Genomic DNA, 11,090 nt, shown 5'->3' with positions numbered 1-11,090 from the left:
CCGGGTCCGTCCGTGCCGTGCCGGCGGTGCACCTGCCGTGCCGCGGGGCTCACCGTGCCGTGCCGCCGGGCTTGCCTCGTGCTGCCCCGCCGGCCCCTCTCGTGCCGTGCCGCCGGTGTGCCTCTCGTCGTGCCGCCGGGTCCGTCCGTGCCGTGCCGGCGGTGCACCTGCCGTGCCGCGGGGCTCACCGTGCCGTGCCGCCGGGCTTGCCTCGTGCTGCCCCGCCGGCCCCCTCTCGTGCCGTGCCGCCGGTGTACCTCTCGTCGTGCCGCCGGGTCCGTCCGTGCCGTGCCGGCGGTGCACCTGCCGTGCCGCCGGGCTCACCGTGCCGTGCCGCCGGGCACACTTCGTGCGGTGTCGGCGGTGTGGCCCATGCCGTGTCGGCGGCGTACCACGTGCCGTGCCGCCGGGTGTGCCTCGTGCCGCCCCGGCGGGCGCACCTTGTGCCGTTTCGCCAGCACGGCTGTCCGCGGGTGCGGGGAACGGTCGTCGGATGGCCGGAATTCGTGCGCGGGATAGATTGAATCCGTGCTCTCTCGTCTCACACGTTCCCAGGCCCTCGCCGTCTGCGCGCTGCCCGTCGCGGCTCTGATCGCCACGGCGGTGTTCGCGCCGCTGCCGTTCTCGGTGGCACAGCCCGGGATGACGGCGAACGTGCTGGGGGAGAACAAGGGCACCCAGGTCATCACCGTCTCCGGCGCGCCCACCCGCAGCACGAGCGGTCAGCTCCGTATGACGACGATCGAGGCGACCGGCCCGGACGCGCGCGTCTCGCTGGGGGACGTGATCGACGGCTGGTTCGCCACCGACCGGGCGGTCATGCCGCGCGACGCGGTCTACCCGAGCGGCGGCAGCGTCAAGGAGATCGAGCGGCACAACGCCGAGCAGATGCGGCAGTCCCAGGACGCGGCCACCCGGGCCGCGCTGAAGTACCTCGGCATCAACGACAAGAAGGTCAAGGTCTCGCTGAAGCTCGCCGACGTCGGCGGCCCCAGCGCGGGCCTGCTGTTCTCCCTCGGCATCGTCGACAAGCTCCACGGCAACGGCAACGGCGGCGACCTCACCGGCGGCCGCACCATCGCCGGCACGGGAACCATCAACGCCGACGGCACGGTCGGCGCGGTCGGCGGCGTGGCCCTCAAGACCCAGGCCGCCCGCCGGGACGGCGCCACCGTCTTCCTGGTCCCCAAGGCCGAGTGCGCCGACGCCAAATCCGAACTCCCCAAGGGCCTGCGCCTGATCCCGGTGACCACCCTCCAGAGCGCGGTCAACGCCCTGGTCGTCCTGGACAAGGGCCTGGAGACGGTCCCGAGCTGCTAGTGCTGTGACCGGGAAGGTTTGCCGGAGAGCTCGCGGCGTCCGGTGCCGGGAGCACCTCCCACGCCCTTCAGGCAGTGGGGGAGCATCGCAAGGCGGAGCATCACCCGCGTACTGGTTGTACTCGGGTGATGCGACAACGCGGCGAGGTGCCGTGCCGGGCGTCGCGAGCCGGTGAACCCCCCTGATCACAGCACTGGGCTCGTTCTCCGCCACGCCTACAGGGCAGGGGCCGTCCTGGGCGCGATGGCCAGACGCAGGCCGAGCTCCACGAGGGTCCAGCCCAGCCGGGTGCGCAGGGCGCCGGGTCCGCCGGCCCGGGCGGCCAGCCGGCGCGCGTCGGCCTCGGCCCGGAGTTCGGCGGCTCGGGTGCGGTGCAGTACGAGGTGTGTCTCGGGGTGCATGGGGCGGCCTCTCAGTCCGTGTGGGTGGGGAAGACGTGCGTGTGGACGCGTACCTGCTCGGTGTCCGTGGTGCCGTCCTCGGGGGCCAGGGCCCGGTAGCCCTCCACGAGCTCGTGCATCTTCTCGATGAGGTCGAGGGCGAGCGCCGGCGTGAGACGCAGCGTCCAGTCGCTCAGGTCCGAGGCGCGGCGCCAGGCCCCGGACCAGTCGTTCCTGGTGCCGAGCCAGGTCGCCAGCTCCTGGGTGCGCTGGTTCGCGATCTCGTGCAGGAACAGGTCCGCGGCACCGCGCACTTCGGGGTCGGCGTCCTTCAGCAGCGTCTCGTCGAAGCTCACTCCCCCGTGGGCCGCCCGCCACCAGCGCTCCCGCCCCTTGCCGTGCTCGGGCGCGTCCTCGACGAACCCGTGCGCGGCGAGCTGGCGCAGGTGGTAACTGGTGGCTCCGCTGGACTCGCCGAGTTTCGCGGCGAGTTGGGAGGCGGTGGCCGGCCCGCGGTGCCGCAGCGTGGTCAGCAGTCGCATGCGCAGTGGGTGGGCGAGGCCCCGCAGCGAGCGGGCGTCGAGAGGGCGGACCGGCCATTCCCTGGGCTCGTTCATGCGTACAAAGATAACCTTGCAAAGGAGTCTTTGCAACGGTTCCTTTGTAAGTCGGCCACCCGGCTGCCGCCCCGGTCACTCCTGCGCCGCCTGCTCCACCAACGGGATGATCCGCAGCGGCACCGGGTTCTCCATGACGATCGCCGTCGACGCCCGGTCGATGCCCTCGAACCCCACCACCAGGTCGATCACCCGCTGGAGATCGGCGTTGGAGCGGGCGACCAGCCGGCACAGCATGTCGCCGGTGCCGGTGGTGGTGTGCAGTTCCAGCACCTCCGGCACGCTCGCCAGATGGGCCCGTACGTCCGGGCCCTGCCCCTGCCGGATCTGGAGCGTCGCGAACGCCGTGACCGGATAGCCGAGCGCCGCCGGGTCCACCTCCGGGCCGAAGCCGCGGATCACCCCGCGCGCCTGGAGACGGTCCAGGCGCGCCTGGACCGTCCCCCGCGCCACCCCCAGCCGTCGCGACATCTCCAGCACGCCGATGCGCGGTTCGCGCGCCAGCAGCACGATGATGCGGCCGTCCAGATGATCGATCGCCACGTGTCCCGCCTCCCGAATGGTCATCCTGTACAGAAAGCCCGAAGGTCCCGCGCTTTCACCGAGCACATTGCCCAGTGAATGTGCGAACTATTGCGCACCTTGCGAGACCGGGTGACGCTTCCGCTATGACGCAGACCACACACCTCACTCCCGACGCGACCGCCCGGCAGGCCGACCCCTTCCCGGTCAAGGGAATGGACGCGGTCGTCTTCGCCGTGGGCAACGCCAAGCAGGCGGCGCACTACTACTCCACCGCCTTCGGCATGAAGCTGGTCGCCTACTCCGGACCGGAGAACGGCAGCCGCGAGACCGCGAGCTACGTCCTGGAGAGCGGCTCCGCCCGGTTCGTGTTCACCTCGGTGATCAAGCCCGGCACCGACTGGGGCACCTTCCTCGCCCAGCACGTGGCCGAGCACGGCGACGGCGTCATCGACCTCGCCATCGAGGTCCCGGACGCGCGCGCCGCGTACACCTACGCCATCGAGCACGGCGCCCGCTCGGTGACCGAGCCGTACGCGCTGAAGGACGAGCACGGCACCGTCGTCCTCGCCGCGATCGCCACCTACGGCCAGACCCGCCACACCCTGGTCGAGCGGGCCGGCTACGACGGCCCGTACCTGCCCGGCTACGTGGCCGCGAAGCCTATCGTCGAGCCGCCCGCCCAGCGCATGTTCCAGGCCGTCGACCACTGCGTCGGCAACGTCGAACTCGGCCGGATGAACGAGTGGGTGGAGTTCTACAACAAGGTCATGGGCTTCACGAACATGAAGGAGTTCGTGGGCGACGACATCGCCACCGAGTACAGCGCGCTGATGTCGAAGGTCGTGGCCGACGGCACGCTCAAGGTCAAGTTCCCGATCAACGAGCCCGCCGTCGCCAAGAAGAAGTCCCAGATCGACGAGTACCTCGAGTTCTACGGCGGCGCCGGCGTCCAGCACATCGCGCTGAACACCAACGACATCGTGCAGACCGTACGCGCGATGCGCGCGGCCGGTGTCGAGTTCCTGGACACCCCCGACACCTACTACGACACCCTCGGCGAGTGGGTCGGCGACACCCGCGTGCCCGTGGAGACCCTGCGCGAGCTGAAGATCCTCGCCGACCGCGACGAGGACGGCTACCTGCTGCAGATCTTCACCAAGCCGGTCCAGGACCGCCCGACCGTCTTCTTCGAACTCATCGAACGGCACGGCTCGATGGGCTTCGGCAAGGGCAACTTCAAGGCCCTGTTCGAGGCGATCGAGCGCGAGCAGGAGCGCCGCGGGAACCTCTGAGCCCGTCCGCCGCGAGCCCGCCCACGGCACCGCTCCCGGCACCACGTCCGCCCGCCGCGACACCCGCGCGGCGGGCGGGCCGCCGTCGCGGCGCTCACCGGGCCCCGACGACGCCCGCCGGCACCTCCTCCGGCGGCGGCTCGCCCAGCGCCCGCAGCGCCGCCTGCGCCTCCGGCGCCCACAGCGGCGAGAAGTAGGGATTGGTCCGCAGCGCGTTCTCCAGATGCCGCCGCGCCGCCCCCGGCAGCCCAAGCCCCTGCTCGATCACCCCCCGGTGAAAGGCGTACAGCGCGTTGCGCACCCCGCCGCCCTCGGCCGCCTCCGTGGCCCTCGTGGCGAACCGCAGCGCCTCCACGTCCTGCCCGTCCCGGTGCAGCGCCCACCCCAGGGCGTCGGCCACCGCGGTCCCGGGCCGGCGTTCCCACTCGGCGCGCAGCCGCCGCACCGCGGACCCCGGGTCGCCGTGGTCGGCCTCGAACCGGCCCAGCACCACCTCGTCGTCGACCCCCGCCTCCTCGTTCTGCAGGGCCCGCGCCCGCAGCAGGCCGTACAGCTCCCGCGCCTCCGGCCGGCTGCCCAGCGACTCGTACAACTCGCCCAGCTCCAGGGCGTATTCGGGGTACGGCCGGTCGCCGAGCGCCTGCCGGTACGCGGTCAGCGCCTCCGCCGTGCGGCCCAGCGCGGCCAGCGCCCGCCCCCGCCCGGCCCGCGCGGCCAGCCGGTCGGGGTCGAGGCGCAGCGCCGCGTCGAAGCGGCGCAGCGCGTCCTCGCGGTCACCGCGCTCGAGCGCGATCCGGCCGGCCTGCTCCAGGTACGCGGCCCGCTCGGCGGGCGAGGCCGCACCCGCCGCCGCGTCCGACAGTTCGGCCGCCGCGTCCTCGCGCCACCCCCGGTCCCAGTACACGGCCGCGGCCTCGGCCCGTACGGCCGGGGACCGGTTGAGCGTCAACAGCTTGTCGAGGGTGCGCTGCGCGGCCTTGTGGTCGCCGAGCCCGGTGTAGGCGTCGATCAGCGGCGGATACGCCGTCCACCGCTCGGGCTCCTGCTTCACCGCCGCCTCGCCCCACGAACGCGCCGCGGCGAAGTCGCGCCGCCCGTTCTCCAGCATCGCCAGCCCGTTCAGCGCCTCGGTGTTCTTCTCCTGCGGGAGCAGCCGCAGGGAGGTCCGCAGCGCCTCCTCGGCCCTCGGATAGTCCGCCGGGTCCACCGTGCGCCGCCCCCGCTCGACGTAGGCGACCCCGAGCACCGCCCACGCCCCCGCGTCCTTCGGCCGCGCCCGCAGGTGCCGTTCCCGCTCGGCGATCAGCGCCGTCAGGGCGGGCAGCGAGGCCGGCGCCCCGGCACCCACCGCGGCCAGCCCCGCCGCCCCGGGGGCCGGCGCCGGCGGCCGGGGCGGCCCGGGCGCCCTCGCCCCGTCCCGCTGAGCCGGCAGCATCAGCCACACCGCGCCGAGCACGCCGGCCGCCACGAGCAGGGCGAGGAGCACCCGGCGCACCCGGCGGGAACGGCGCCGCCGCGGCTCGCTGGTCACGGACGTGTCCGGGCTCCGCAGAGGGTTCTCCATGGCGCACACTGTGCGTCAGGACGGCGACCGTCACCCGGCAGGCCGAGGGGTGGGACCGACGGGGTTCACACCGATGGCCCCGGGTGCGAGGCTGTGATCGTGAGCCGTATTGAAGCCGCACCCGAAGAAGCCCAGGACAACCTCACCGATCGGCTCCTCGCGGGCCTGCCGGCCGAGGTTGTCCTCATAGATCCCGATGTCACGGCCTCCTACGCCAACGACATGGCGAGCTTCTGCCCGTCCGGAGCCCCGGCCGTCGTCGTCCTGCCGCGCACGGTGGAACAGGTCCAGCACATCATGCGCACCGCCACCGAACTGCGTGTCCCGGTCGTTCCGCAGGGCGCCCGCACCGGCCTGTCCGGCGGGGCCAACGCCTCCGACGGCTGCATCGTGCTGTCCCTGACCAAAATGGACCGCATCCTGGAGATCAGCCCGGTCGACCGGATCGCCGTCGTCGAACCGGGCGTCGTCAACGCCGCGCTGTCCCGCGCGGTGAACGAGCACGGTCTGTACTATCCGCCGGACCCCTCCAGTTGGGAGATGTGCACCATCGGCGGCAACATCGGCACCGCCTCCGGCGGCCTGTGCTGCGTGAAGTACGGGGTCACCGCCGAGTACGTGCTCGGCCTGGACGTCGTGCTGGCCGACGGGCGGCTGATGTCCACCGGCCGCCGCACCGCCAAGGGCGTCGCCGGATACGACCTGACCCGCCTGTTCGTCGGCTCCGAGGGCTCGCTCGGCATCGTCGTGCGGGCCGTCCTTGCGCTCAAGCCGCAGCCGCCGCAACAGCTCGTGCTGGCCGCCGAGTTCGCGTCCGCGGCCGCCGCCTGCGACGCCGTGTGCCGGATCATGACGGGAGGACATGTGCCCTCCCTGCTCGAGCTCATGGACCGTACGACGGTGAAGGCCGTCAACGACCTCGCCCACATGGGACTGCCGGAAACCACCGAGGCGCTGCTGCTGGCCGCGTTCGACACGCCGGACCCGGCCGCCGACCTCGCCGCGGTCGGCGCGCTGTGCGAGGCGGCCGGCGCCACCCAGGTCGTCCCCGCCGACGACGCCGCCGAGTCCGAGATGCTGTTGCAGGCGCGGCGGCTGTCGCTCACCGCGCTGGAGGCCGTCAAGGGCACGACGATGATCGACGACGTGTGCGTGCCCCGCTCCCGGCTCGGCGAGATGCTCGAGGGCATCGAACAGATCGCCGAGAAGTACCGGCTCACCATCGGGGTCTGCGCGCACGCGGGCGACGGCAACACCCATCCGACCGTCTGCTTCGACGCGCAGGACCCCGACGAGTCGCGGCGCGCCCGCGAGTCCTTCGACGAGATCATGGCCCTCGGCCTCGAACTCGGCGGCACCATCACCGGTGAGCACGGCGTGGGCGTGCTGAAGAAGGAGTGGCTGGCGCGCGAGATCGGCCCGGTCGGGGTCGAGATGCAGCGGGCGATCAAACATGCCTTCGACCCGCTGGGCATCCTCAACCCCGGCAAGCTGTTCTGACGCCCCCGCGTTCACTGGGCGAGCAGACCGGCCGGCTCGTCGTCGATGCCGAGCTGCCCGCCCTCGCGGCCCGGCGGCACCAGGCGCAGCGTGCACTCCGGCCAGACCGACACCGGCGCGGCCGACGCCTCCAGCAGGGCCTCGCCGTCGGGCGCGCTCAGCGCCAGCAGGACCATGCCGCGGCCCAGCGCCCTCGACGGCCACACCCGCACGTCGCCGTCCCCGCACGGCCGGAACACCCCCTCCACGAGCAGTTCCCGCGCGAACGTCCAGTGCACGGGGGTGCTCTGAGTCGACGTGGAAGACGATGTGCACGGCGTACGGGGCGTCGGTGCGGTAGACGAGCCGTGCCGGGACGGGGATGCCGCACTCGGGCGACAGGATCAGTCCCAGCTCCAGTTCGCGCTCCACCGCGGTGTGCCACATGGGTCCTCTCCTCTTCTCACACGAGCCCCTCGCACCGCCCGGGCCCGGGGACGGTACGGCGGCCGGCCGCCGGAGCGCGGGCCGCCTTGGGCCCGTGTGAAGGGAGAGAGCGGTGGACGCCGGGCGTTACGCGGGTTGCCCGAATTCTTTTGATCCGGATGTCACGTGATCGTGAAGTACCTGTTCGAGCTTGCCCGGAAAGGATTGGGTCCGGCCGGACCGGGGGTGTCGCCTGCCTCGGTCTGATAGATGTGGAGGCTCCCAGACGACCCCCGAGCAGATACGGGACGACGGACATGAGCGCCCCAACCCCGGCACCCGGTGACGACAGGCCCCGCGAAGGCTACTACCCGGACCCGTCCATCCCTGGCTACGTCCGGTACTGGAACGGCGCCGCCTGGGTGCCGGGCACCAGCCGCCCGGCGCCGGCCGACGGCGAGCCGCTCGGACCGCCTCCCGGTGTGCGCACCACGGCGGTCCCGGCGGTCGAGGAGACGGGGCCGCACTTCTTCGACGAGGACCCCGTCGCCGACCCCGGCCCCGCCGCGGCACCGCAGGGCGGCCGGCCCGAACCGGCGTCGGCGTGGGGCGCCGACCGGAGCCGGCAGTCCGGCTTCGGCGGCGAGCAGGACCGCCGCGTCTCCTGGGGCGCTCCGGCGCCGGCCGACCCGAGGGTGGCCCACACGGCGGACCCCGCACCGGCCGACGCGGAGCAGGCCCGGGACGAGGGCCGCTCCGACGGCACGTTCGTCTTCCGCCGCCCCACGGCGGGCGGCACCCCGGGGACCCCCGGTGGCGCCGCCCCCGGGGTTCCGGGACCGGGGACGCCCGTCGACGAGGGCACGATGACCTTCCGTACGGTGCCTCCCAGGGCCCCGGTGGCAGGCGCGCCGGGCCTCCCCGGCCAGGGCTCGCCCGCCTCCGGGCCCGCCTCCGGCTCCGGCCGGCCGGGCTCGTCCGGCGGCGCCCACTCCCCGGGCGGCACCGGGCCGGCCGGGCCCGCAGGGGCTCCCGCTGCCGGTGGGCCCGCCGCGAGCGGTGCCGGCGGTCCGGGTTTCGGGGCCGGAAAGGCCGCCGCCGCGCGGGCGGCAGCCGCGCAGGCGCCGGGCCAGGCCGGATCCCGGGCGGGTGCCGCCTCCGCGCAGGCCTCCGCCCCCGCCCCCGCCCCGGCCGCGCCCGCCGTGTCCTCCGCACCGTCCCCGCCCCTTCAGGCCGCTGGACCGCAAGGCCCCGGCGCCTCCACCGCGACGCCGCTGACCAGCGGTGCCGGCGGCGGGCAGTCCTCCTGGGCGCAGCAGGTGCACCAGCTCGCCGGGTCGGGTGAGCAGCAGCCCGTAGCGCCCTGGAAGCCGCCGGTCGAGGACCCGTTCCAGGCGGCGGCGCGGCGGCAGGCGGCGGCCCGGCCCGCCGGCCTCGGCAAGCGGCTGACCGCCCGGCTCGTCGACTCGGTCGTCCTCGGGGGCGTCACCGCCGTGGCCGCCGTACCGCTCGGCGCCAAGGCGATCGACCACGTCAACGACAAGATCGAAGAGGCCAAGCTCTCCGGCCGCACGGTGACGGTGTGGCTCCTGGACGGCACCACGGGGACGTACCTCGCCGTCGTCCTCGCCGTCCTGCTGCTCTTCGGCGTCGTCTACGAGGTGCTGCCCACCGCCAAGTGGGGCCGCACCCTGGGCAAGAAGCTGTGCGGCCTGGAAGTGCGGGACATCGAGGGCCACGAGCCCCCTTCGTTCGGCCCGGCCCTGCGCCGCTGGCTCGTCTGGAGTGTCCCCGGTCTCCTCGGCATCGGCCTCGTGGGCATGGCGTGGTGCCTGTTCGACCGGCCGTGGCGCCAGTGCTGGCACGACAAGGCGGCGCACACGTTCGTGGCGGGCTGACGTCGGCGGGGCGGCTCCGCGCCCGCGCCGGTCTCATCCGCGCCGGTCTCATCCGCGCCGGTCTCATTCGTACGGCCGCGCACCGGATGCGAGGCGGTCGGGGCCGCGATCCACTCGGCGCATGAGCACCGAACCGCCCCCCGGCTCCGGACCGCAGCCCCCTCCCCCGGGAGGTCGGCAGCCACCCCAGGGCGACGGCCCACGGGGCGACGACGCGCGGGTCGGCGACGGGCAGGGCGGCGGAGCGTGGGGCGGCGGCCAGGGAGGCGGACGGTCCGGCGGCTCCCCGTACTCCGACGATCCGTCGGCAGGCATGCCCCCGCCCCCGGGCGAGCAGCCCCCGCCGCCCGGCGAGCAGCCGCCCCCTGGCGGCGGGCCCCAGGGCGGCGGGCCGTACGGCGGTGGTCCGCAGGGCGGCGGGGGCCCCTACGGCCCGCAGGGCGGTGGTTACGGTGGCGGTCCCTACGGCCGTGATCCGCTCGCCGGAATGCCCCCGCTCGCCGACAGCGGCAAACGCACCCTCGCCCGGATCGTCGACCTGATCCTGGTCGGCATCGTCGTCACCCTGATCACCTGGGCGCTGCGGGTCAACGAGTACGCGGTCAACGCCGAGAACGTGCAGGTCGGCAAGTCCGTGGCGCAGTCGGTGGTCGGCGTGGTGCTCTACATGGCCTACGACACCTTCATGATCTCCCGATACGGGCAGACCCTGGGCAAGAAGTGGCTGGGCATGCGGGTGGCCAACCTCGACGACGGCTCCACCCCGTCCGTCCCGACCGCGCTGGGACGCGCGGCGGTGCTCTGGGTCCCCTTCTGGTTCTGCTGCGCCTGCCTGTGGCTGGCGATCAGCGGCGGCTGGAGCTTCTTCGACCGCCCCTACAAGCAGGGCCTGCACGACAAGGCGGCCAAGACCGTGGTGGTCAGCACCGGTTGACCCCTGCCCGGGGCGGCGAGGAGGTCACGAGCCGTCGGCCCCGTACAGGCTCGTCAGGGAGCCGTCGGCCCCCGTACCGGCTCGTCAGGGAGCCGTCGGCCCCCGTACCGGCTCGTCAGGGAGCCGTCGGCCCGCGTACCGGCTCGACTCCGGCCGGGACGGGCTCCCGGTGTGTCCGGGCCCGCACCCGCGTCTGCCCGGCGTCGGCCGTCCGGGCGCGGGCCGGCTCGGCCGTGCCCACCTTCGGCATCGGCACCGTCATGGCGACCAGGAGCCCCAGCGCGAGTGCCGCGAGGGCGATGACCACGATCCCCGGGCCCGAACTCGTCCGGGACAGCAGCAGCATGGCGAGCGTCGAGAGGATCACGGTGCAGGAACCGTAGGCGAGCTGTGCGGCGGTGGGACGAGGCATGGCAATCGGTCCTCGGAAGTGGGGGTCTCCCCCCGTGCCTCTCGCTGCGGGGGAGGGTGCGGACAGGGATCTGGAGGTGTGACGCAGGTGTCGGCCTGGCTTTCCACCGGTTTCCGGGCGGTTCGCCAATCGACTCTATTCGCCTGTGTGCCCGAGTGGAACCGCTGGTAAGCACGACCTAACCCATGGTGCCGGTGCACGGGGGGCGCACGGAGTCATGCGGTCCACGGAGTGGACGGGCGT

10 protein-coding genes and 1 pseudogene are annotated in these 11,090 nt (G+C 73.7%); 5 read left to right on the top strand and 6 right to left on the bottom strand.

Going from position 1 to position 11,090, the window contains the following annotated elements:
- Positions 1-528: 528 nt before the first annotated feature.
- Positions 529-1,320 carry a PDZ domain-containing protein gene (locus ACFY4A_RS11170; protein WP_390829131.1) on the top strand — a complete coding sequence of 264 codons (792 nt, stop codon included), beginning with the start codon at positions 529-531 and terminating at the stop codon, positions 1,318-1,320.
- Between the two features lie 215 nt (positions 1,321-1,535).
- Here the strand turns inward: ACFY4A_RS11170 and ACFY4A_RS11165 are convergent, their stop codons facing one another.
- The 3 genes from ACFY4A_RS11165 to ACFY4A_RS11155 form a co-directional block, all read right to left on the bottom strand.
- Positions 1,536-1,721, bottom strand: a complete 186-nt coding sequence (locus ACFY4A_RS11165; RefSeq protein ID WP_390829130.1) for a hypothetical protein — start codon at positions 1,719-1,721, stop codon at positions 1,536-1,538.
- 11 nt (positions 1,722-1,732) lie between these two features.
- Positions 1,733-2,317 (bottom strand): ArsR/SmtB family transcription factor, encoded by a 585-nt coding sequence (locus tag ACFY4A_RS11160; protein WP_390829129.1) that lies wholly within the window; start codon positions 2,315-2,317, stop codon positions 1,733-1,735.
- Between the two features lie 75 nt (positions 2,318-2,392).
- Entirely contained in the window at positions 2,393-2,860 is a 468-nt protein-coding gene (locus tag ACFY4A_RS11155) for an Lrp/AsnC family transcriptional regulator (protein ID WP_390829128.1), read from the bottom strand.
- Positions 2,861-2,985: 125 nt separating this feature from the next.
- Between ACFY4A_RS11155 and hppD the strand changes: the two genes are divergently transcribed.
- Entirely contained in the window at positions 2,986-4,134 is a 1,149-nt protein-coding gene (gene hppD / locus ACFY4A_RS11150; RefSeq protein ID WP_390829127.1) for a 4-hydroxyphenylpyruvate dioxygenase, read from the top strand.
- A 94-nt stretch (positions 4,135-4,228) separates the two neighbouring features.
- Here hppD and ACFY4A_RS11145 read toward each other — a convergent pair whose 3' ends face one another.
- Positions 4,229-5,698: a tetratricopeptide repeat protein gene (locus ACFY4A_RS11145; protein WP_390829126.1), complete on the bottom strand. Its 1,470-nt coding sequence runs from the start codon at positions 5,696-5,698 to the stop codon at positions 4,229-4,231.
- Between the two features lie 93 nt (positions 5,699-5,791).
- Between ACFY4A_RS11145 and ACFY4A_RS11140 the strand changes: the two genes are divergently transcribed.
- Positions 5,792-7,198, top strand: coding sequence for an FAD-binding oxidoreductase (locus tag ACFY4A_RS11140; protein ID WP_390829125.1), 1,407 nt, complete (start codon positions 5,792-5,794; stop codon positions 7,196-7,198).
- Between the two features lie 11 nt (positions 7,199-7,209).
- Here the strand turns inward: ACFY4A_RS11140 and ACFY4A_RS11135 are convergent.
- Positions 7,210-7,624: pseudogene (locus ACFY4A_RS11135) on the bottom strand (SsgA family sporulation/cell division regulator).
- A gap of 296 nt (positions 7,625-7,920) precedes the next feature.
- Between ACFY4A_RS11135 and ACFY4A_RS11130 the strand changes: the two are divergent.
- Together ACFY4A_RS11130 and ACFY4A_RS11125 are read left to right on the top strand one after the other, a co-directional pair.
- The gene (locus ACFY4A_RS11130) at positions 7,921-9,501 is read left to right on the top strand and encodes an RDD family protein (protein WP_390829124.1); all 1,581 of its coding nucleotides are present in this window, start codon (positions 7,921-7,923) and stop codon (positions 9,499-9,501) included.
- A gap of 121 nt (positions 9,502-9,622) precedes the next feature.
- Entirely contained in the window at positions 9,623-10,435 is an 813-nt protein-coding gene (locus ACFY4A_RS11125; RefSeq protein ID WP_390829123.1) for an RDD family protein, read from the top strand.
- Between the two features lie 115 nt (positions 10,436-10,550).
- On the opposite strand, the gene ACFY4A_RS11120 is transcribed toward ACFY4A_RS11125, so the two are convergent.
- A complete protein-coding gene (locus ACFY4A_RS11120; protein WP_390829122.1) occupies positions 10,551-10,847 on the bottom strand; it encodes a hypothetical protein in 297 nt (98 codons plus the stop codon).
- Positions 10,848-11,090: the final 243 nt, after the last annotated feature.

Origin of the sequence: Streptomyces sp. NPDC001292 (assembly GCF_042896465.1) — a bacterium.
Taxonomy (GTDB): Bacteria; Actinomycetota; Actinomycetes; order Streptomycetales; family Streptomycetaceae; genus Streptomyces.
Note: the sequence above shows the minus strand (reverse complement) of the source record. Positions and strands in the feature narration are given on the sequence as shown.

What these genes read in the sequence shown, in the direction of transcription:
- ACFY4A_RS11145 (WP_390829126.1), bottom strand. Translation starts at nt 5,698, where the DNA reads ATGGAGAACCCTCTGCGGAGCCCGGACACGTCCGTGACCAGCGAGCCG.
- ACFY4A_RS11120 (WP_390829122.1), bottom strand. Translation starts at nt 10,847, where the DNA reads ATGCCTCGTCCCACCGCCGCACAGCTCGCCTACGGTTCCTGCACCGTG.
- ACFY4A_RS11130 (WP_390829124.1), top strand. Translation starts at nt 7,921, where the DNA reads ATGAGCGCCCCAACCCCGGCACCCGGTGACGACAGGCCCCGCGAAGGC.
- hppD (WP_390829127.1), top strand. Translation starts at nt 2,986, where the DNA reads ATGACGCAGACCACACACCTCACTCCCGACGCGACCGCCCGGCAGGCC.
- ACFY4A_RS11125 (WP_390829123.1), top strand. Translation starts at nt 9,623, where the DNA reads ATGAGCACCGAACCGCCCCCCGGCTCCGGACCGCAGCCCCCTCCCCCG.
- ACFY4A_RS11160 (WP_390829129.1), bottom strand. Translation starts at nt 2,317, where the DNA reads ATGAACGAGCCCAGGGAATGGCCGGTCCGCCCTCTCGACGCCCGCTCG.
- ACFY4A_RS11165 (WP_390829130.1), bottom strand. Translation starts at nt 1,721, where the DNA reads ATGCACCCCGAGACACACCTCGTACTGCACCGCACCCGAGCCGCCGAA.